The 21371-nt window shown below is 28.2% G+C and carries 21 protein-coding genes, 1 other RNA gene and 1 riboswitch; of the genes, 16 read left to right on the top strand and 6 right to left on the bottom strand.

Annotated elements, in window-relative coordinates; all coding sequences use genetic code 11:
• The first annotated feature begins 204 nt into the window (after positions 1–204).
• The gene (gene rnr, locus H8923_RS10065; protein WP_153924400.1) at positions 205–2346 is read left to right on the top strand and encodes a ribonuclease R; all 2142 of its coding nucleotides are present in this window, start codon (positions 205–207) and stop codon (positions 2344–2346) included.
• A 136-nt stretch (positions 2347–2482) separates the two neighbouring features.
• Here rnr and H8923_RS10070 read toward each other — a convergent pair whose 3' ends face one another.
• Positions 2483–3004 (bottom strand): DUF6512 family protein, encoded by a 522-nt coding sequence (locus tag H8923_RS10070; RefSeq protein ID WP_153924403.1) that lies wholly within the window; start codon positions 3002–3004, stop codon positions 2483–2485.
• Positions 3005–3270: 266 nt separating this feature from the next.
• Here H8923_RS10070 and smpB point away from each other — a divergent pair, with 266 nt between their 5' ends.
• The 12 genes from smpB to H8923_RS10130 all read left to right on the top strand — a co-directional run bounded on the left by smpB (position 3271) and on the right by H8923_RS10130 (position 15654).
• Positions 3271–3726: an SsrA-binding protein SmpB gene (gene smpB, locus H8923_RS10075; protein ID WP_153924406.1), complete on the top strand. Its 456-nt coding sequence runs from the start codon at positions 3271–3273 to the stop codon at positions 3724–3726.
• Between the two features lie 194 nt (positions 3727–3920).
• Positions 3921–4272: a transfer-messenger RNA gene (ssrA, locus tag H8923_RS10080) on the top strand.
• A 199-nt stretch (positions 4273–4471) separates the two neighbouring features.
• The gene (gene cooS / locus H8923_RS10085) at positions 4472–6388 is read left to right on the top strand and encodes an anaerobic carbon-monoxide dehydrogenase catalytic subunit (protein ID WP_153924409.1); all 1917 of its coding nucleotides are present in this window, start codon (positions 4472–4474) and stop codon (positions 6386–6388) included.
• A 511-nt stretch (positions 6389–6899) separates the two neighbouring features.
• Positions 6900–7553 carry a response regulator transcription factor gene (locus H8923_RS10090; protein WP_187127911.1) on the top strand — a complete coding sequence of 218 codons (654 nt, stop codon included), beginning with the start codon at positions 6900–6902 and terminating at the stop codon, positions 7551–7553.
• A gap of 77 nt (positions 7554–7630) precedes the next feature.
• On the top strand, positions 7631–8968 hold the full coding sequence (locus H8923_RS10095; RefSeq protein WP_172976682.1) for a sensor histidine kinase: 1338 nt from the start codon (positions 7631–7633) through the stop codon (positions 8966–8968).
• Positions 8958–9650: a hypothetical protein gene (locus tag H8923_RS10100; RefSeq protein WP_153924414.1), complete on the top strand. Its 693-nt coding sequence runs from the start codon at positions 8958–8960 to the stop codon at positions 9648–9650. Before H8923_RS10095 ends, H8923_RS10100 begins: the two co-directional genes overlap by 11 nt.
• 88 nt (positions 9651–9738) lie before the next feature.
• The gene (locus H8923_RS10105; RefSeq protein WP_153924422.1) at positions 9739–10725 is read left to right on the top strand and encodes a hypothetical protein; all 987 of its coding nucleotides are present in this window, start codon (positions 9739–9741) and stop codon (positions 10723–10725) included.
• Positions 10710–11096 (top strand): hypothetical protein, encoded by a 387-nt coding sequence (locus H8923_RS10110; RefSeq protein ID WP_153924425.1) that lies wholly within the window; start codon positions 10710–10712, stop codon positions 11094–11096. Before H8923_RS10105 ends, H8923_RS10110 begins: the two co-directional genes overlap by 16 nt.
• A 13-nt stretch (positions 11097–11109) precedes the next feature.
• On the top strand, positions 11110–11829 hold the full coding sequence (locus tag H8923_RS10115) for an ABC transporter ATP-binding protein (protein ID WP_153924428.1): 720 nt from the start codon (positions 11110–11112) through the stop codon (positions 11827–11829).
• A 1-nt stretch (position 11830) separates the two neighbouring features.
• The gene (locus H8923_RS10120; RefSeq protein WP_153924431.1) at positions 11831–13924 is read left to right on the top strand and encodes a hypothetical protein; all 2094 of its coding nucleotides are present in this window, start codon (positions 11831–11833) and stop codon (positions 13922–13924) included.
• 315 nt (positions 13925–14239) lie between these two features.
• Positions 14240–14677, top strand: a complete 438-nt coding sequence (locus tag H8923_RS10125; protein ID WP_153924435.1) for a MarR family winged helix-turn-helix transcriptional regulator — start codon at positions 14240–14242, stop codon at positions 14675–14677.
• Positions 14678–14772: 95 nt separating this feature from the next.
• Positions 14773–15654 carry a pirin family protein gene (locus tag H8923_RS10130; RefSeq protein ID WP_153924437.1) on the top strand — a complete coding sequence of 294 codons (882 nt, stop codon included), beginning with the start codon at positions 14773–14775 and terminating at the stop codon, positions 15652–15654.
• A 363-nt stretch (positions 15655–16017) separates the two neighbouring features.
• On the opposite strand, the gene H8923_RS10135 is transcribed toward H8923_RS10130, so the two are convergent.
• From H8923_RS10135 to H8923_RS10150, 4 genes are read right to left on the bottom strand one after another with little or no spacing between them, the layout of a single operon-like run.
• Positions 16018–16695, bottom strand: coding sequence for a Crp/Fnr family transcriptional regulator (locus H8923_RS10135; RefSeq protein ID WP_153924441.1), 678 nt, complete (start codon positions 16693–16695; stop codon positions 16018–16020).
• A 19-nt stretch (positions 16696–16714) separates the two neighbouring features.
• On the bottom strand, positions 16715–17275 hold the full coding sequence (locus H8923_RS10140; protein ID WP_153924444.1) for a DUF6691 family protein: 561 nt from the start codon (positions 17273–17275) through the stop codon (positions 16715–16717).
• A 22-nt stretch (positions 17276–17297) separates the two neighbouring features.
• Entirely contained in the window at positions 17298–17858 is a 561-nt protein-coding gene (locus tag H8923_RS10145; protein WP_153924447.1) for a YeeE/YedE thiosulfate transporter family protein, read from the bottom strand.
• A 22-nt stretch (positions 17859–17880) separates the two neighbouring features.
• Positions 17881–18222 (bottom strand): rhodanese-like domain-containing protein, encoded by a 342-nt coding sequence (locus tag H8923_RS10150; RefSeq protein WP_153924451.1) that lies wholly within the window; start codon positions 18220–18222, stop codon positions 17881–17883.
• Positions 18223–18437: 215 nt separating this feature from the next.
• Here H8923_RS10150 and H8923_RS10155 point away from each other — a divergent pair, with 215 nt between their 5' ends.
• Entirely contained in the window at positions 18438–19214 is a 777-nt protein-coding gene (locus tag H8923_RS10155) for a nitroreductase family protein (protein WP_153924454.1), read from the top strand.
• Between the two features lie 15 nt (positions 19215–19229).
• Positions 19230–19595: an ArsR/SmtB family transcription factor gene (locus H8923_RS10160; protein WP_153924457.1), complete on the top strand. Its 366-nt coding sequence runs from the start codon at positions 19230–19232 to the stop codon at positions 19593–19595.
• Between the two features lie 75 nt (positions 19596–19670).
• Here H8923_RS10160 and H8923_RS10165 read toward each other — a convergent pair whose 3' ends face one another.
• Positions 19671–20420, bottom strand: coding sequence for an EFR1 family ferrodoxin (locus H8923_RS10165; protein ID WP_153924460.1), 750 nt, complete (start codon positions 20418–20420; stop codon positions 19671–19673).
• Positions 20421–20723: 303 nt separating this feature from the next.
• On the opposite strand from H8923_RS10165, the gene H8923_RS10170 reads away from it, so the two are divergent.
• The gene (locus H8923_RS10170; protein WP_243139884.1) at positions 20724–21083 is read left to right on the top strand and encodes a DUF2798 domain-containing protein; all 360 of its coding nucleotides are present in this window, start codon (positions 20724–20726) and stop codon (positions 21081–21083) included.
• 128 nt (positions 21084–21211) lie between these two features.
• A riboswitch (cyclic di-GMP riboswitch) is annotated at positions 21212–21296 on the top strand.
• Positions 21297–21371: the final 75 nt, after the last annotated feature.

Below are 21371 nucleotides of genomic sequence, written 5' to 3' on the forward strand. Positions count from 1 at the left end.
ATAAAATTAAAAACTTAATATACTAAATACATTAAAATTTGATAATAATAAAAGTATATATACAAATTGGGAAATTACAATTTCCTAAAAATAAAAAAGAAATTTATAGTGAATAATTATAATGTTTTAAAAAATACATCGTATATATTTACTAATAAGAATTTTATAAATTTAATAATATAAAAAGAAATATAGGAGGCAATCATGGTACCAGGACTTAAAGAACGTTTATTAGGATTAATAAATGACCCGTCATACAGCCCTCTGAAAAAAGAGGAACTAGCTGTTATATTTGATATACATCCAGCAGAAATGCCAATGTTTTATAATTTTTTAGATGAGTTAGAAGAAGACGGTTATATAGGTAGAACTAAAAAAGGAAAGATAATGTCATTAAATCAAATGGGATTATTTGTAGGTAAATTCGTATCTCATAGAAAAGGATTTGGATTTGTTGAGTCAGATGAAGAATATACTCAAGATTTATTCATACCAGCTGATAATGTAAATACAGCTATGCATAATGACAGAGTTATAGCAGAAATAGTAACTCCTGCAACTGATGATAAAAGAGCAGAAGGTAAGATAATAAAGGTAGTAAAAAGAGAAGTTACAGAAGTAGTTGGATTATTCCAACCAAGTAAGAACTTTGGATTCGTAGTTCCAGATAATAAAAAGTTCAATCAAGACATATATATACCTAAGAAATTCTTCTCAGGTGCAAAGGAAAATGACAAGGTTGTAGTTGAAATAACAGTATGGCCAGCAGAAGATAGAAAACCAGAAGGTAAAATAATAGAAGTATTAGGACAAAAAGGTGAAAGAGGAGTAGAAATAGATTCTATAGTTAAAGCTCATGGATTACCTGAAGAATTCCCTAAGAAAGTATTAGATGAAGCTGAGTTTGTTGCAGTACCTATTCCTGAAGAAGAAATTCAAAGAAGATTTGATATAAGAGATCTTAAGACTTTCACTATAGATGGAGAAGATGCAAAAGACTTAGATGATGCTGTTTCTATAGAAAAATTACCTAATGGAAACTTCAAGCTAGGAGTTCATATAGCTGACGTTACTCATTATGTAAGAGAAAAAAGTAAATTAGATAAAGAAGCCTTAAAAAGAGCAACTTCTGTTTACTTAGTAGATAAGGTAATACCAATGTTACCTAAGACACTTTCTAATGGAATGTGCTCATTAAATCCATTTGAAGATAAGCTTACGTTATCAATATTTATGGAGATAAATGATAAAGGTGAAGTTGTAAAACATGATATATATGAAAGTGTAATAAATTCAAAAGCTAGAATGACTTATACAGAAGTATCAGATATATTAGAAAAAGATGATCCATTATTAAAGAAAACTTTCTCTCATATGGTAGATGAATTTAAGATGTCAGAAGAACTAGCTAGAATTCTTATGAAGAGAAGAGATAGAAGAGGATCAATAGACTTTGACTTCCCAGAAGCAAAAATAATATTAAATAAAGATGGAGAAGTTGCAGATATAAAGCACTATGAAAGAAGAATATCTAACAGAATAATAGAAGAGTTCATGCTTGTAAGTAATGAAACTATAGCAGAACACTACTTCTGGTTAGGATTACCTTTTGTTTATAGAGTCCATGAAACTCCATCAGCTGAGAAGATGGAACAATTAAGTAAATTCGTAGCTACATTTGGATATACAATAAAAGGTGACTTAGAAGATGTTCATCCAAAGGCTTTACAAGCAATAGTTGAAAATATAAAAGGTAAGAGAGAAGAAGAAGCAATAAGTACAATATTACTTCGTTCATTAAAGCAAGCAAGATACGAACCAACTTGTTTAGGTCACTTTGGTCTTGCAGCTAAGTACTATTGCCACTTTACTTCTCCAATAAGAAGATATCCAGACTTACAAATACACAGAATTATAAAAGAACAATTAAATAATAAGATAAATCAAAAAAGACAAGATCAGTTAAGTAATATAGTAGAATATGCATCTACTCAATCTTCTGAAAGAGAGAGAGCAGCAGAACTTGCTGAAAGAGATGTTCATGATTATTATAAAGCTTGTTATATGGCTGATAAAGTAGGTCAAGAATTTGAAGGGACTATATCAAGTGTAACTAACTTTGGTATGTTCGTTGAGTTAGAGAATACTATAGAAGGTCTTGTAAGACTTGCTAATATGGCTGATGATTATTATATTTATGATGATATGACTTACACTATAATTGGTGAGAGAACTAAGAAGACATTTAGAATAGGTGACCCTGTTAGAATTAGGGTTGATAGAGTAAATGTTGACTTTAGAGAAATAGATTTCGAGTTACTTGAGAAAATAGATGATGAGGAGTAGTCGATAGCTTCGGGGTGGAGTGTTATGGAGTTTTCTACCATGCAAAGCAAAATACGCTTTGCAAACGGGAGGAAAATATCCATAATCACTTACACCCCTTTGATTTAGCCACTTATTTTAAGTAGGAGAAGTAAGATTAAAAGATTTTTAAGTATAATTTTAGTCCTCCGCTTTTGAATATTTTTAGTTTTGGTGGATTGTATGTGTATTTAAATATTGAATTTAGTGTGAATATTAGTATTATAAATGATAGTATGCTTAGTTTTATGGATACTTGGTCTGATAATAGTAGGTTTTGGATTATTTTTAAATCTACTATTACTGATATTATAAATATTGATATGTCTACTGGTAGTATTGCTTTTTTTGTGAAGTGTGTGTATGTATAAAATAATATTGGGATTATTATAAATGGTAGTAATGATGCAATTGCAAGGGCTGGTATTAAATTATTTAGATTATTTGGATATATTAGATATATTACTAATGTTGTTAGTATGACTGGAAATACTGATAGTTTCATGTGTTCCCATACGCTTTCATTTACTGGTGTAAAATAGCCTATAATTTTGTTTTTACCTGATATATCATATGCAAAGTGTAAAAATGAACCAAGTATTATGCTTATTATTATTCCTATGTTTATGTATGTGTTCAATTTGTTCTCACCTCCTTTAAGTATGTATTTTATTACATATAAATATTATTAAAAAAGGGTAATAAATTATAACTTATTTTGATATAATTTATTATTTAAAATTTGAAATCTTTTTTATTATTAGGACGTATATTTATAGTGAGTTATTTTAATAATAAACTTAGAATGTGGTTAGTTATATTGACTATAACCAATAAATATGGTATATTTTTACTTATAATATATAATATATATTATGAAATTTTTTTGTGAAGAAGGTGAACTTGTTGTCAGGTAAAAAAGTATTAGCTACAAATAGAAAAGCAAGACATGAGTACTTTATAGAAGAAACTTATGAATGCGGTATAGAGCTTAAAGGAACAGAAGTAAAGTCAATAAGACAAGGGAAGGTTAACTTAACTGATGGATTTGCATCTGTTGACAATAGTGAAGTATTTATAAAACAAGTTCATATAAGTCCTTACGAGCAAGGAAATAGATTTAATGTTGATCCTCTTAGAGTGAGAAAGTTATTACTTCACAAAAGTGAAATAAGAAAGCTTATAGGGGCAACTACTATAAAAGGTTATTCTTTAATACCACTTAGCATGTATTTAGTTCGTGGTAAAGTTAAGATAGAATTAGCTTTAGCAAAAGGTAAGAAGCTATATGATAAACGTCAAGATTTAGCTAAAAAAGATGCTCAAAGACGTATTGAAAGAGAAATGACTGGTAAATACTAAGTCTATTTTGAAGCAATATCAAAGCATATTGGAAAACTAAGTTAATTAAATTCTTTGTTACCTAAAAATCCATTAACTAACATTGATTTTGAGGTAAAAAAGTATTATATTATAAATATATCAGCAATAACAATTGAATATAGAAATGGTGAAGTTTGCGAATAAAGACAGTCTCTAAGACTTTAAACTACCACGGGGGCGTAAAGGTTTCGACGTGGGTTTGGAACTTGGGGCTGCGTGCCGTGTTACTCTGGGTCACGTAAAAACTGGGGAACTTAAAACAAACGCAAACGATAATTACGCTTTAGCAGCTTAATTGACTGCTCGTCCCGCCTAAGCCCTCCTGCCGGCTAGGCCTGGACGTCATCTATGCAGGGAACTACTTTTGGGATGTCTCGACCAAAAGCGGACTAATTGGGACTGGCTAATCGCATAGCCTGCCGCTGGGCGATGCGTGAGGCGAGATACGAATACAGTTGGCTACGCACGTAGATGCAACGAGGAAAAGACTTGCGGACAGGGGTTCGACTCCCCTCGTCTCCACCATTGAAATCCACGAAAAGTATTATCATATAATTTATGGTAATACTTTTTTATTTTATATAATAATTGTATAACTAATATTTTAAAATGAAATTTATTTTACTTTTATACTATATAACAAAATAAAAATATAGGAATAATATCAAGTTATAAGCAAACTATATTAATGATATATAATATAAAAGGAGATTAATACATAAATATGAGTGAAATAATTAAAGAAAAATTAGAAGGTCGTGTAAGTTACCATGATTCTGTGGAAGAAATGTTAAAGAGGATACAAACAGATGGTCTTTCAAGCGTATTTTCTAGATGGGATCCACAAGAGAAGATAAGATGCAAGTTTTGTCTTGAAGGGTTAAGTTGTCAATTATGTACACATGGACCTTGTAGAATTAATGAAAAAACAGGAGCTGACAAAGGGGTTTGTGGTATCGGACCAGATGCTATGGCTATGAGAAATTTTCTTATGAGAAATATAATGGGAGCTGCTACATATGCACATCATGCCTATGAGGCTTTTAGAACACTAAGAGCTACTGGTGAAGGTAAATCATCATTTAAAATAAAAGATGAAAATAAACTGAAATGGATGTGTGAAAAAGTAGGAATAGATACTAATCAAGATATTAATCAACTTGCTATTCAATTAGCCGATTTACTTGATAAAGATATGAAAGCAGGTCCTGATCAAGAGAGCATAATGACAAAATCTTTTGCTCCTAAAAAAAGAATACCAGTATGGAAAGAACTTCATATTTATCCTTCTGGTGTTGATCATGAAGTTCAAAACTCAATTGCGAGCTGTTTAACAAATGTGGATGGAGATTATGTATCACTTGCTACAAAAGCTCTTAGATTAGGATTATCTACTATATATACAGCTTTAATAGGTCTTGAAATGGTACAAGATATATTATTTGGGACTCCTATGCCTCATGAAGTTAATGTGGATTTAGGTATAATGGACCCAGACTACGTAAATATAGTATTTAATGGGCATCAACCTTGGATAGGAGCTCTTACTATAGAAAAACTTAGAAAAGGTGAATATAAAGATGAAGCTATAGCAGCAGGGGCTAAAGGCATTAGAGTAGTTGGTTCTATTGAAACAGGACAAGAATTATTACAAAGATATGAAGTTGATGATATATTTGTTGGCCTTATGGGTAACTGGTTAGCTATAGAGCCACTTCTTGCTACAGGTACAGTGGATGCAATTGCTATGGAAGAAAACTGTTCACCTCCAGCTATAGATCAATATGCAGAAAAGTATCGAGTAGCTTTAGTTAGCATAAGTACGATAATAGGTGTACCAGGTACAGAGCATAAGATGCCATATTATCCAGAAAAGGCTAATGAAATGTCAGATAATTTAATTAAAATAGCAATAGAGAACTTTAAAAAGAGACATGGAAAAGTCGAACCTATGGTACCTAAATACGTTACAAAAGCTATAGCAGGATTTTCAACAGAAGCTGTTTTAGGTGCTCTAGGAAATACACTTGATCCATTAGTTGATGTAATTTCAGCAGGTAAGATAAAAGGTATTGTTGCACTTGCAAACTGTTCAACACTTAGAAATGGTCCTCAAGACTGGAATACAGTTAATATAACAAAAGAATTAATAAAAAGAGATATATTAGTAGTAGCTGGAGGTTGTGGTAATCATGCTCTTGAGGTAGCAGGACTATGTAACTTAGATGCTATAGAAAAATATGCAGGAGAAGGTTTAAAGGAAGTATGTAATATGCTTAAAATACCTCCTGTACTAAGCTTTGGTACTTGTACTGATACAGGTAGAATATCAATGCTAGTAACTGCCTTAGCAGATCATCTTGATGTTGATATTCCAGATCTTCCTATAGCAGTTACTGCTCCAGAGTGGATGGAACAAAAGGCTACTATAGATGGTGTTTTTGCAGTAGCATACGGAGCATATACACATTTATCTCCTACTCCATTTGTTACTGGAGCTCCTAAATTAGTAAAACTCCTTACAGAAGATGTTGAGGGATTAACAGGTGGTAAGGTAGCTTTAGGAGATGATCCATTTGAAGCTGCAAAAGCTATAGAAGCTCATATAATAAGTAAAAGACAAAAACTTGGACTTAAATAGTTGATTTGATTGTAATGATTTTTCTTCACCATTTAAATCCACGAAAAGATATTGGCTAAATAGTCAATATCTTTTTTATATGATTAGAATGAATAAGTGTAATAAAGTGGAGAATACATTTTATAGATGAACCACAATAAGTGATGATTTTAGAGGGAAGTTGTATACACTAGATTTAAAACGCAACAAAGAATAGAGGCTAGAATGCCATTATCACTAGTACAAACAACTCCAGATTTAAACTATAATACCGAAAATAATACTATGGAATATAATAATTTATACACATATTATGGGTGTAGTAGATTTTAATCGATTATGTATTAGTAAAAGCAGATAGGAGCAAAAATAATTAATAGATAATAATAAACTAAGTGTCTTGAAGTGATGAATAAAATTACGTAAGGCACTTTTTTTATACTAGAATAATACAGAATTTGATTAGATACAATCTATATACATTTGATGATATAATAAAACATAACATTATATTTAAGATATAGGTGATAAAGTGACAAAGATTTTAATTGTGGAAGATGAAATTGCAATTGCTGAATTGCTCCAAATAGGTTTAACAAGAAGAGGTTACGCTTCAGAATATGTTTTGAATGGAAGAGAGGCAGCAGATTTAATTGAAAATATAAATTATGACTTGATTCTATTAGATATTATGCTACCAGAAATCAATGGTTATGAATTGATGGGATATATTGAAACTATAAATATACCAACAATTTTTATTACGGCAAAAGGGGCTTTAAAAGATAAAGTAAAAGGTCTTAGAATAGGAGCGGATGACTATATAGTAAAACCATTTGAACTAGATGAAGTAGAGGCTAGAGTAGAATCAGTGCTAAGAAGGTATGGCAAAGTAAATGGATGTGTAGTATTTAATGATATAGAAATAAATATAAAAACTAGAACGGTTACAAAAATGGGAGAAGAGATAACTCTAACGCCAAAAGAATATGAATTATTATCTACTTTAATTAAAAATAAAAATACATTATTATATAGAGAAGACTTATTTGAAAAAGTATGGGAAAAAGAGTTTACAGGAGATTCTCGTACATTAGATTTACATATACAAAGATTACGAAAAAAGTTAGATGATAAAGACATAATAAAAACAGTTTATGGCGTAGGCTATATTATGAAAGGATAAGTATGAAATTTTCAACAAAATTAATTTTAGGAACTACCATCATAATTTCTATATTATTTTCAATCGGTGGTTCTATTATGATTAGAGAAAATTTTAAAGTTTCTTATGATAACTTAGTAGATCAAAATATTAAACAATATATTTTATATAGATATTCTGTAGAATCTAGTATTAGAAATCATTTAGAAAACAATAATAGATTCACAAAAGATATTATTATTAGGTCGATGGAAAAGTTGGGATCGTATGGAGAGAAATTTACTCATGGTGGAGTAATATGGAATAACGAATTTGCTTATTCTGATATTAATAAGAATTTAATAGATAAAGAAGTAGAGCAATACTATTTGACAGATAATTCTTCATTTCTCATAAAAAAGATTGATAATAAAGTCTATATGTATTTGGGAAGTGATATCCAAGTATCTAATGAAACCATTAAATTATTAAATGTATATGATATTACGTCAATATTTTCAGAAAGAGAGCGTCAAAATGAATATTACATAAAGTGGTTTATAGTGATTATGCTAGTATATATTGTGACAGTAATTATATTTACTAAGATATTAATAGATCCAATAAAAAAGTTAAATGAAACAAGTAAAAGAATCTCAAATGGAAACTATAAAGAGCGTACAAATATAAAAAGTTCTGATGAAATTGGAGAGTTAAGTAAAAGTTTTGACATTATGACAGATGAAATAGAAAATCATATTTTAAGACTTGAAAATGATATAAAAAATAGAGAAGAGTTTATTTCAGATTTTTCACATGAATTAAAAACACCAATGACATCCATTATGGGATACTCTAGATTATTGATGACTGATGATTGTGATAAAGAACTTCAAAAAAAATCAGCTAATTATATTTATTCAGAATGCAAAAGATTGGAACTTTTATCGAGAAAACTTTTAAAACTAATGGAGATAGATGAGATACCAATTGAACTTGTAAGTATACATACAGAGTGGTTAAAAGAGAAAATAAATATAATTATGAAACCTTTAATAGATAACAATAATTTAATTTGGATAAATGAGTGGGAGACATGCTTTATAAAAGGTGATGGGCAGTTATTACTAGATTTATTAAAAAATCTAGTTGAAAATGGAATTAAAGCAAGTGAAAAAAATATATATATTTCAATAAATGGAGTTAAGAAGAATGATAAATACATAATTTCTGTTACAGATCGAGGTTGTGGTATAGAAGATTCACAGATAGAAAAAATAGTAAATCCATTTTATATAATTGACAAGTCAAGATCGAAAAATCAAGGAAATACAGGACTAGGATTATCAATATGTGATAAAATTGCGAAGTTACATAATTCAAACTTAGAAATTAAAAGTGAACTCAAAAAAGGAACTACAATTTCAATAATATTGGAGGTAGAGAATGAGGAATAAATTATATATTTATCTTGGAAGTATTATTTTTATTACTTTGATATTTTCCATTTCACTGCCGTCATTTCTTGCAAAATTTGATGAGTTATATTTATTAGGAACTCATGAATTAAAAAAAATGGATTTAAACTTAGATAGTGAAGCTAAGGATATACCTTTAGTTCAACGAATTTATGATATTTATGATGGAATATATAGTACAGATGAATCAGAAATCGCAAGTGTAGTACAAGTAATAGCAACGTCAGATGAACAGAAAATAATTTTAGAACAACTAAAAGAATTAATGGAAAAGAAAGTATTAGTTAATAATGATGATTATATTACAGATAAAGTTGAATCCGTTTATGTAAAAATGATTTATTCGGCGATAGTTCAAAATTTAAAAGAGTATGTAATTAACTTTAGAGACCAGCAGATAAGTTTATGGTGGGATATTGAAAGTAACAAGATTATATCTATCAAAATTATAGGTAATGGTCAAATTAGAGTGAATGATAATAAAGAAGATATTCTAAGAGGTTACTCATCGTACTTAAATTTAGACTTGCTAGGAGATTGGGTTATAGAGAGTGATGTGATTCAATCTAATAAATCATCTTTAATAATTAAGACTGATATTTTAAATAACAAAATTGAACAATACTTATCTATAATACCTAAATTAGCACAAATACAATAGAAACAATATTGATACAATCCTATGTTATGATTAACTCGGTTAACCTAACATAGGATTTTTTTAATATAGAAAAAGAAAGGATAAGAAAATGAATAAAAGGAAAGTTTTAATTGTATTAGTATTTACAATATTATGTTCTATTAATTTGTGGGGATGTTCTAAGGGACAAAATAATAAATTAGAAAATAAAAGTGAAGCAAAGGATGCAAAAATTAAAAGTTTAAAAATGTTATCAAATGATGCTATGCAAAATGGATGCAGTATTGAAAGTGGATACTACACAATTTCAAGTAGCGAAGATGAAGAAGGAAATACTGTACAGAATTTAATGTATGTTGATTACAAAACAAAAAAACAAATTTATTTATGCGACAAATCAGAATGTAATCATAATACTGATAGGTGTATTTCATATATAGAAACGAAGTACTTTGGTAGACAAAATTCATTAATATGTGATGGGAAGTATTTGTACCTTATAAGTTCAGAATATAATAATGACGGATCAATAAGTACAAGCATATTTTATGGAGAAGAGGGTTTAACACCTATAAGTGAACCTACCTCTGTATATAGAATGAATTTAGATGGATCTAATAGAATTTTATTATCTGAATTTGAATCTGGAGAATTATTAGGAGAAAAAATATTAACAGATGGAGAGTATATATACTGTATTAGTATGAAGAATACACAGGCTAAGATTGATGACAATACAAGTTATACAAAAGGTGATGAATACAAATTAATCAAAATATCAAATGAAAGTGGAGAAAAGCAAGATGTTACAGAGTGGGATAGTAGCTGGAATATACTTGGGTGTTATAAGGATAAGATAATTATAAATAAGCTAGAATTTGATCATGAACTTACAGTAGAAGAAAAAATGGACCAGGCAAAGTATACCCAAGCATGTAAAAATGCTAAAGAGTCTATAGTAAGCTATGATATAAATACTCAGAAATTTGAAAAGTTATTTGAAAATGAAATGAGTGATAGTCATCAATATATAATGCATAAAAAAATGTATTTTATTATAAATATAATGGAAATAAAATTATGTCCTTTGATTTAGATACAAAGCAAAAATCAGACTTCTTAGAAACTAATAATAGCAACATTGAACAAATTTATGATGGATATATGATTACATCTGATTGGAAAGAGAATAACAAAGAATATTATAGAATCAGAATAGAAGATAAAGAGATTTCAAAATTAAGTTTATATAAGGATAATGGAAGATTAGTTAACATTATAGCCGAATCAGAGAATGATTTCTTTGTAGAGAGCAATTGTAAGATTAAAGATGAGTATGTTGAGTGGGCTGGTATAAACCAAACAATTGAAACAGATAGAGAATATGCAATGATTCCAAAAGAAGACTATTTTAATAATAAAAATAACTTTAAAAAAGTAAATATGATTATAGATGAGATATATTAAGGTGGAAATATGTATGTTAGAAATTAAAAATATATACAAAACTTATGGAGAAAAAGTAGCCCTTAACCATATATCAATTGAATTAGAAGATGGTGTATATGGATTACTAGGACCTAATGGAGCTGGTAAATCTACACTAATGAATATTATTACTGATAATTTATCAATGGATGAAGGGGAGATTTTATATAATGGAAACAATGTAGCGAAACTAGGAAAAGAATTTTTAAAAAAGATTGGATTTGCGCCACAACAGCAAGGTTTATATGATGAATTTACAGGTAGACGTTTCTTATCATATATGGGTACATTAAAAGGAATATCTAAAGATAGTCTAAAGTCTGAAATAGAAAGAGTATCAAAAGCAGTAAATTTATTTAATGAATTAGATAAAAAAATGGGAGCTTATTCAGGAGGTATGAAGCAGCGTATTTTAATAGCACAAGCCATTATGGGTTCGCCTAAAATACTTATTATGGATGAGCCAACAGCAGGACTAGACCCAAAAGAAAGAGTAAGAATAAGAGAACTATTAGCTGAAATATCAAGTGATAAAATAATTTTAGTTGCTACTCACGTAGTATCAGATATCCAGTCTATATCTAAAGAAATTATTATGATTAAAAAAGGTAATATCATTGAAAAAGGAACACCTAAAGATTTAATCAAACGTTATGCAGAAAATGGTGATTTAGAAGATGTATATATGAAGATGTTTGATGGAGGTCAATAAAATGAGAAATTTAATAGGTATTTTAGGACATGAATTAATGAAGGTCTGGAATAATAAAAAATTTCTTATTTTTATTACTAGTATATTCGTATTAAATTTAGGAACACTATGGTACTCTACATCTAGCAATGACTATAACCCAGATTTATATTCATATAGAAAATTAGAAAGTAAATTAAAGAATTTTAATGATGATGAAAAAATAGATTACATAGAAAAATATTTAGATAACCTAAATGAAGAAAGTAAATTCTTATATACAGATAACTATATGAAAGAAACATCATTGTTAAAGGAGGTTCTTAATGAAATTAGGACGGTAAAAAAATATAATACGTTTTTAGACAATATACAAGAACAATCTTCAATATTGTCTAATGTTTCAATATTTCAATCAAGTTCAGGGAATGAGTATTCAGATAGAAATATAATCAAAACAGCAAATGATTATAAGCAAATGAATGAAATAATGCCTTCATATGAAAATTCAAAAGGTATTTTATTAGCAACAAATTCTTATATTACAGATATATTCATTATCCTAATACTTTGCATTGTTATATATATACTTGTATTTTATGAAAAGGAAAAGAATTTATTTTCTGTAATTCGTGTAAACATAAACGGTAGATTGTGTACTGGAATTTGTAAACTGTTATCACTTCAAATTTCTTGTATACTTATCACCTCACTGTTTTATGGGTCTAATTTTGTGTATTATTTTTCACAGTTGCCAATACCGGATTTATCCCAATTAATTCAATGTCTTGCTCCATTTTCAACATCAACACTAGAAGTATCAATTGGGATGTATTTAATAATATACATATTAGGCAAAGCAGTTATAGTTTCTATAATAGCAAGTACTTTATTATTAATATCAATATGGTCGAATTATATACTTACACCATATTTAGCTTTAGGCTTTATGTCCGCAGTAAGTTATGGAATGTGGAAATTAATATACCCAACTACTAAATGGGCGTTTTTTAAGTACTTTAACTTAGTAGGATTGTTAGATATGAATAAGGTTTTTGGAGCCTATTTAAATCTAAATATATTTAATGTACCAATAAACTATTCTCGTGTATGGATAGTATTTGTTATAACTTCACTAATTGTGCTAAATATATTAATAGTAATATCATATTTAAAAATGAGAAAGCTATCAGTTAAATCAATTAAATTAAAAGGTAAAGAATTCAATGTTCATACAAGTTTATTTAGATATGAAGCTTATAAAATTTTAATAATGAAAAAAGGGATAGTGATTCTATTATTATTTCTTATAGGAACAGATTATATTTACACAAATCATAGATATTACATATCAAGCGGGGAATTAACTTATAAACAATATATGGATAAGTTAGAAGGACCTCTAACGAAGGATAAAGAAGAGTATTTAAAAAATGAAAAGAAAAAATATGAACAAGCAATAACTATGTGTAACGAGATAGATGAAAAATATAATAACATGGAAATAACCAAGCTGCAAGCTATGAACTTAAAACAAGAATATGAGAGAGTATTAAGTAATTACTCCATATTTGAGACCATTTGGGATAAATATGAGTTTATAAAAGAATATCCAGAAAGTGAATTTATATATGATTCAGGATATAAAATATTATTTCAAGCCAAAGATAACACTGCTAGGATTGTGATGATATTATATTTTGTTGCAATTGTTTTTACACTATCATCAGTGTTACCTATGGAATATAGTAATTCACAGAATAAAATTTTAAAGCCTACATTGTTAGGGATGAAGAAGATTACTTATACAAAAATAGCCATTAGCAGTATATTGGCAATATTATTTATGATAGTAACTGTAGTAGGACGATTTATTCATATATCAAAATTCTATGAAATGAGTAGTTTAGGAGTCAAGGCAATTAGTTTATTTGGGATAGGATTTTGGGGTTCTAAACTTTCGATAGCAACAGTAATGATTATGTTTTTTATAGGATTACTAATTTTTAGTCTTCTGGTTATGGGGATTATACTTTTGATATCAAGTAAAGTTAAGAACAGTGTGTATACTATCGTTATATCCTTTGTATTGATATCTCTATCTTTAATATTATAGTAAAAATAGAATTAAATATACTCATATATATGGGTATAGCATAAGAATTAAATTACTGTATAGATAATACCGTCAAAGTAGGCTGATTCTTTTTTGATATGCCTCGAGGTATGTAGATTTTGATGATATAAAGATTTAATAGTGGATATTATTTCTGTGATTCGTCTCCACCATTGAAATCCACGAAAAGGTATTGATTTTGTAATCAATACCTTTTATTTATTCAAGAGGGAGTATAATTACATTTAAATTTCTGCTTTTAGATTTTTTAAATTATATGTTGATATTATCACTAATTAGTGATAATATAGATTTATGGAAAATATAAAAACATTAATTAACGATAGCAAACTTAATTTATCCACGTTAATAGCTTTTACTAGGGCAGAACATAAAATTCATAGCTTAGAGTATAAAACTATAAAAGAAAGTGGATTAACGATTTCGCAGTTTGGAGTTCTTGAAGTTCTGTACAATAAAGGGGACTTAAGAATAGGCGAAATAATGGAAAAAATATTAACTACATCAGGAAATATAACAGTAGTAGTAAAAAATTTAGAAAAGGATGGATTTATAAGAAAGATTTCAGACCCACTAGATAAAAGATCTACTATAATATCTATAACAGAGAAAGGAATAAAGGTTATAGAAGAAATATTACCAGAGCATATAAAAAATATAAATAATATCTTTAATATATTAACTGATGAAGAAAAAGTAGTATTAAAAGATATATTAAAGAAATTCAAATAAAAATAAAATTTTTTTGATAAAATATCACTAATTAGTGATATATAGATATGAAGTTATAAAAAATATGAATAGATAAGATTAAAAGGAGGTACACCATGAATAAGTTAAGAAGTATAGAGTCAGTATTTAGAGGATCGGAGCCACATTTTGTAGGAGATGGATTTAAAGTTAGTCAGTATTTTCCATCAGGCAAAAACTTATTAGAGCGTTTTTCACCATTTATTTTATTAGATTATAATAAACCACATTATTTTGAGCCTTCGAAGATAAGACGAGGTGTAGGAGCGCATCCACACAGAGGATTTGAAACAGTGACAGTTGCTTATGATGGAAAGGTTGAGCATCATGATAACAATGGAAATCATGGCGTTATAGGATCTGGTGATGTACAGTGGATGACAGCAGGAAGTGGGGTTCTTCATAAAGAATATCATGAAGAAGAATTTTCAAAAAATGGTGGAACGCTTCATATGATACAACTTTGGGTCAATCTACCAAGTAAGTATAAGATGACAAATCCAAAGTATCAAACCATTACTAAAGAAGACATAGCTACTTACCAATTGAATAACAATGGAGGCGAAATAAGAGTTATCGCAGGAGAGGTAAAAGGAGTAAAAGGGCCTGCTGATACTTTTTCTAAAATAAATATATACAATGTAGACATGAAAAACAATGCAAGATTATCACTAAATGAACCAAGTGATTTCAATACAGGAATGTTGATAATTAGCGGAGAGATTAAAATAAATGATGGTTCTGTATATAAAGAAAATGATTTTATATTATTTGATAATGTAGAAGGAGATATTATATTAGAATCAATTAGCGAAAACTCTTTAGCAATTGTTTTAAGTGGAGAGCCATTAAATGAACCAGTTATAGCTCATGGACCATTTGTGATGAATACTGAGCAAGAAATAATCAAAGCTTATGAAGACTATAATTTAGGGAAATTTGGAGCATTTAATTTTTAATACAATATAAAATTATATAACAACTGTTATAGGACTAGCATTAGCTCCATTTTACAATGAAATAACTTGGTGTAATTTCTGTCCAATGGGAATAGATGTACATGAATATAAAGAAAGATGCTTTAACTCATTATGACGGCATACAATGTGGTAGATGTGTAAATAAATATCCTAAAAAATCTATAGGATATACAAAATAAAAAATATACATTTTTAGACATGCTCCCTTTCTAGTAGACAGTAAAAAATAAGTACTGTTGCTATTAAGGGAGCATATTTTATAAAATCTAAATATATACAAAACAAAGTTTTAGTATCAAAATTAAATTTATATCTACTGTTATTAAAGATAATTTGGCAGAATTATGATGATAGCAATTTTAATTTTTTGATATCAATTATTTTGATACTTCCTCTTGAAAGTTCTACTATTTTATCCTTTTCAAACCTCTTAAGAATTCTACTTATAACTTCTCTAGCAGAGCCTAAGTTATTAGCTATAGTATCATGAGTTATATTAATGTTTATAGAATTATATAGATAGTATTGGTCTATTAAAAAACTAGCTACTCTACTATCTAAGCTAAAAAATACAACTTGCTCAAGAACCCACATAATTTCAGACAACTTATCTTGAGTTAAAGTAAGAAAGAAGTTTTGTATGCTAAGGTTGTTACTAGAAATTTCTTTAAAAAATTTACTATCAATTATAATAACAGAAGAATCTTTTTCGGCTTCTAGATTGATGTCATAAGTAAGGTCTTGATATACACAAGAGGATGATAACATACAAATATCACGTTCAAACAATCTAAAAAGTGTAATTTCTTTACCTGAATTTGAAGACATAAAGCTTCTAAGTTGACCATTTAAAACTAATACAATTCCAGTACAGGCTGAATTTTTAGAATGAACTAGTTCACCTGTATTATATTTTTGAACAGAACTTGCTGAAACTAGACCTTTTAACTCACTTTTGGATAGATCATTGAAAAATGGTAGATTATCCTTGAGAAATAATTTTATATCTATATAACTCATGTAATCACATCCTAATTAATTATTTTTTTATTATAGAGCTTGGAAGTAGTAAAGAACCACCCATAAATAAGACTCCAGTTATAAGTAACCCTGTAAATCCTAAATTGAATAATGATGGGAACTCTGGTGATAAATTAAATAGTGTTAATTTACCCATATCTAAACTTGAAATTAAGCCAATTGATTTTAGAGTAGCATATGACATTGAAAATACAAATGCTCCAATGAGTCCACCTAAAATAGTGACAATTGCTTTTTTTATGTTATCTGATGATACTGCACCAACACAAGTACCAGGACAAGTACCAACGCTTCCAAATCCTAGCCCAAATATAATTCCTCCAAGTATAACACCGGTATTCATAGTTTTAATACTTAAATGATCTAAGTTAAATATTCCTATTAAGTTTGCTAAATAGAGAAGTACACTTGAAAAGCCTATAGCAAATAATATAACTTTAGCTAAATGTAAATCTTCTAATCTTAACATAGATAATAATTTTTTAGGGCTTGTAGCCCCAACTTTATATAAAGCATATCCGAAGAATGCTCCGAGCACTATTGCAAGTAATATTTTCATATTATTTTCTCCTAATTTTTTATTAATATTTGAATTTTTTAACTAAAATAGCAGTTGGTATAGCAACTGCAAATACAACACCTGCAAATACATATCCACTAACACTTGATTGCATCATACCACTCATCATATGACCGCTAGTACATCCATCGGCTAATCTAGCTCCATATAATAGTAAAAATCCACCTATAAAACTAGGTAAGTATTTTTGTATAAAACCTTTATTATTATCGATTTTACAAACATCCTCTGAATATAATTCATCTTCTTTTTTATTCCTAGTTGCATGACCTATAAAACTTCCTAATGGTATTGCTAGTACAAATATAAAATCATAATTAATGGGATTTTTTATAGATTTAGCTAATTTACCATCTGATTTATCATAATACGCATTCGTACTTTTATATCCAGTCTCCCTTTCACTATCTTCCTTTATTACGCTTTGGTCCATAGTGCTATGAACTATACCTGATAGAACTGAAAATTGAGTAGATACTCCTATTGGTTTAATTAATAATACTGATATAAAAAATGATAAACCTAATACAATTGCTCCTTTTAACCATTTTTGATTACTCATGATGAACTCCTTAAATATTATTTTATTTTTTCTTTGAGATATAGCTAGATACTCCGCCTTTTAAGTTATAAACATTATTAAATCCATTTCTAGATAATGTTTTTGCAGCAGAATTACTTCTAGCCCCTGATGCACAATAAACAACTATATTAGAATCCTTATATAAATTTAAAGTGTCTAATTTAGATTTTAATTCATGTACAGGTATATTTTTAGATTTTGGAATATGGAAATTACTGTATTCACCTGATGTCCTAACGTCTAATATTAATGTTTTTTTATTATTCTTTAAAAGTGTGTTTAGCTCTACACCATCGATATCTTTATGTTTACTACCTTTGAAAAGTTCTGAAAAAAAGCTCATATTAATTTCTCCTTTTTAGTTATAAGTTTTGGTTGAGGTTGATGTTTCTTATTATAGTAAAAAAAAATAAAAAGTTATGTGATTAAGTTACTGAATGAAGTTGATAATATAGTACGTAAAAATTTAATGGTAATCAAATTCTTTACCAATAAACATAAAAAATATCTGCATTGTATAATAGATTAAACTAATAAACGAAAGGCAGATGAATTCATATGAAATACCAACATACAATTAAAGTTAATAAAGATACTTGCATTGGATGTGGACTTTGTAAAAAGGACTGTCCAGTAAATAATATAGTTATAGAAAATAAAAAATCAGTAATAAAAAAACAAGACTGCTTAATGTGCGGTCACTGTGCAGCAATTTGCCCAGTAAATGCTATTACACTTACAGGATTTGATGAAGCACCAATAGAACTTACAGAAAAACCTAATTTAGATTCAGATACATTATTAATGGCAATTAAATCAAGAAGAACTATACGTAATTTTAAAGAGAAAGAAGTTTCACCAGAAATTGTAAAACAAATTATTGAAGCAGGTAGATATACACCTAGTGCTAAAAATTCACAAGATGTTTCATATATTGTTTTAGATAATAAAAAAAGAGTGTATGAGGAAGCAGCAGTGAAATTTTTTAGAAAAATAAAACCTATTGCAAATATTGCTGTTAAATATTCAAAGGAAGTAATAATTGATGATAACTTCTTTTTCAAGAATGCACCTATTGCAATAATGGTGCTTACAAAAGATAAGATTAGTGGTTCACTTGCAGCATCAAATATGGCTCTTATGGCAGAATCTTATGGTCTAGGAGTTTTATTTAGTGGATATTATACAGATGTAGCAAATAATTCGCCAAATCTACGAAAGCTTTTAAATTTAAAACATGGTGAGAATGTTGTTACAACTTTAGTAATTGGATATCCAAATGTTAAATATAGACGTACTGTACAAAAAGAGACAGCAAATGTTAGATATTTATAAGTGATGGAGGATTTTATGGAAAAAGAATGTCAGGAAAGAATACAAGAAATAACATCTAAATTTAAAGGATGTCGTAAAGCTATTTCTGCTATGGGTGATGAAACTAGACAGTTGATTTTAATTACCCTTTTAGAGAGTGATTTTAATGGCATACGAGTGGGAGAGATTACAGAAAAAACACATCTTTCTCGTCCTGCTGTATCTCATCATCTTAAAATATTAAAAGAAGCAGAAATTGTTAATGTACGTAGAGAGGGAACTAAAAACTATTATTATCTTGATTCAAAAAAATCACAATGGAAATCACTAACAGAACTAATAAACCTTATATTTGTTGGAATACAACATATCGGTGAAAATGATGTAAGAAAAGGTGAGTAAATTAAAGTGATTTAGCAAAAAACCAGTAAATTTAATTTTACTGGTTTTTATAATGGTTTAAATGATAAAAAGATATTATTTTAAATAGTACCTTTCTTTATTTTGAGTATTATTTTTATACTCAATAGCCTTAGTAGGGCAACCGCAAATACATGCCATACAATGAGTACATTTATTTCCCCAAACTGGATTTTGATTTTTTAAATTAATATTATTTAGAGGACATAGCTCTATACATTTTCCACAGCCAATGCATTTATCGGTATAATGAAATCCTTTGGCATGAACAAATATTTTATAAAAAGCTGTATTTGTTATACCACTTTTAATTGTACCACCTAATCCACTAGGGGAAATAGTTTCAAATTCATTTTCAGCATTTATATCAGAAATAATTTTATATATTTGTTTATCTGCTTCTTTAATAATTTGTCTTGAGGTTTCTTTATCTGGTGCAGAAAATAAAGCTATATAATTTTCTGGCATTTTAATTTCTGCCATACCTTTTAGTTGCCACTTCTTATATTTACATAGCTTTTTAATATAATTTATGGCTTTTGCTGTATCTCCTCCACAAGTCATTACAAAGTAAACTTCCTTACTTCCTAAAAATTTTGTGTTTTTAATAAAATCCGTAACAACTATTGGTAATCTCCATGCATAAGTAGGACATACGAATATGAATGGTTTATTTGTTGATATTAATTCATCTGTTTTTTCTTTTTTTATAAGTTGATTTAGTGATATTAGTTCATCATCTAATCCTTGTGCAATTTTACGAGCTACATATCGGCTATTGCCAGTACCGCTAAAATATAAAATCATAATTATTTCTCCCTAACTATTTTTATTTTAAACCTAAATCCTTCTGCTTTAATAAAGTGATTTATGGATATGTTGTATTATAATGAATACAAAATTTACTAATTAAACAAATTATATCACAGTAATATTTTTTATATTTATTGATAAAGAATTTGATTACCATTAAATTTTAAGGGGGAATTGGCATAGATCAATGGAAGATATATTAAACATAATCGTAATTATGTTTGGATGCTGATATGTGTCTTTTTTTATTGTCAAAAATTCAAAATAAAATTTTATGAAAAGAAAGGATGACTTTTTATGCCAACAACAAAATCACAAAAACTATTATTTGCACTTTTAACTGTAATGATTACAGTACCTTTATTTGTATTTTATAACCTTGCAATAGAAATGGGAGGTATGTCTAATCAAATATTCTTAATGTCTCTAAAGATAATACCAATAGAATTTATATTTGCAATTATTCTAGAGATACTAATAGCAGGACCACTTTCAGAAAAAATAGCTTTCAGTATAATAGATCCAAGAGAAGAAAAGCCGTATGTAATTACTACAGTAATGATATGTTCAACAGTGGTTTTAATGTGCCCAATGATGTCATTTATAGTGGCAATATTATTTAATGGAATAACAGTGGAGCTTGTTGATAAGTGGTGAGGTTTATTTTTAGATGTATATTTAGAGATAATCAACTTAATGAAGAAGAATACGAAACAATAAATGTATTATAAATTAATAATAGGAAAAATTTGACATATAGCGTATAATATGATAAAATTTAGGCAAAATTTAATAGGCAAACCTATGGAAACGTAGGGACGCAAAGCTATAGGGACTAAGGTTTTAAAACTATGTCAGCCAGTTGCCAAAGAGTACATTATACTTTTTGTCTAAAGCTTTATAGTTAATATTATTGTATATACTTATATGAAAAATATTAAATTA

The organism is Romboutsia faecis (assembly GCF_014323405.1).
GTDB classification, from domain to species: Bacteria; Bacillota; Clostridia; order Peptostreptococcales; family Peptostreptococcaceae; genus Romboutsia_E; species Romboutsia_E faecis.

Excerpts from the sequence above, each read along its gene's own strand:
- H8923_RS10150 (WP_153924451.1), bottom strand. The coding sequence starts at position 18,222 with ATGAGCTTTTTTTCAGAACTTTTCAAAGGTAGTAAACATAAAGATATC.
- H8923_RS10140 (WP_153924444.1), bottom strand. The coding sequence starts at position 17,275 with ATGAAAATATTACTTGCAATAGTGCTCGGAGCATTCTTCGGATATGCT.
- H8923_RS10160 (WP_153924457.1), top strand. The coding sequence starts at position 19,230 with ATGGAAAAAGAATGTCAGGAAAGAATACAAGAAATAACATCTAAATTT.
- H8923_RS10095 (WP_172976682.1), top strand. The coding sequence starts at position 7,631 with ATGATTAGAGAAAATTTTAAAGTTTCTTATGATAACTTAGTAGATCAA.
- H8923_RS10130 (WP_153924437.1), top strand. The coding sequence starts at position 14,773 with ATGAATAAGTTAAGAAGTATAGAGTCAGTATTTAGAGGATCGGAGCCA.
- H8923_RS10100 (WP_153924414.1), top strand. The coding sequence starts at position 8,958 with ATGAGGAATAAATTATATATTTATCTTGGAAGTATTATTTTTATTACT.
- rnr (WP_153924400.1), top strand. The coding sequence starts at position 205 with ATGGTACCAGGACTTAAAGAACGTTTATTAGGATTAATAAATGACCCG.
- H8923_RS10155 (WP_153924454.1), top strand. The coding sequence starts at position 18,438 with ATGAAATACCAACATACAATTAAAGTTAATAAAGATACTTGCATTGGA.
- cooS (WP_153924409.1), top strand. The coding sequence starts at position 4,472 with ATGAGTGAAATAATTAAAGAAAAATTAGAAGGTCGTGTAAGTTACCAT.
- H8923_RS10110 (WP_153924425.1), top strand. The coding sequence starts at position 10,710 with ATGTCCTTTGATTTAGATACAAAGCAAAAATCAGACTTCTTAGAAACT.
- H8923_RS10115 (WP_153924428.1), top strand. The coding sequence starts at position 11,110 with ATGTTAGAAATTAAAAATATATACAAAACTTATGGAGAAAAAGTAGCC.
- H8923_RS10135 (WP_153924441.1), bottom strand. The coding sequence starts at position 16,695 with ATGAGTTATATAGATATAAAATTATTTCTCAAGGATAATCTACCATTT.
- H8923_RS10105 (WP_153924422.1), top strand. The coding sequence starts at position 9,739 with ATGAATAAAAGGAAAGTTTTAATTGTATTAGTATTTACAATATTATGT.
- H8923_RS10145 (WP_153924447.1), bottom strand. The coding sequence starts at position 17,858 with ATGAGTAATCAAAAATGGTTAAAAGGAGCAATTGTATTAGGTTTATCA.
- H8923_RS10170 (WP_243139884.1), top strand. The coding sequence starts at position 20,724 with ATGCCAACAACAAAATCACAAAAACTATTATTTGCACTTTTAACTGTA.
- H8923_RS10165 (WP_153924460.1), bottom strand. The coding sequence starts at position 20,420 with ATGATTTTATATTTTAGCGGTACTGGCAATAGCCGATATGTAGCTCGT.
- H8923_RS10120 (WP_153924431.1), top strand. The coding sequence starts at position 11,831 with ATGAGAAATTTAATAGGTATTTTAGGACATGAATTAATGAAGGTCTGG.
- H8923_RS10125 (WP_153924435.1), top strand. The coding sequence starts at position 14,240 with ATGGAAAATATAAAAACATTAATTAACGATAGCAAACTTAATTTATCC.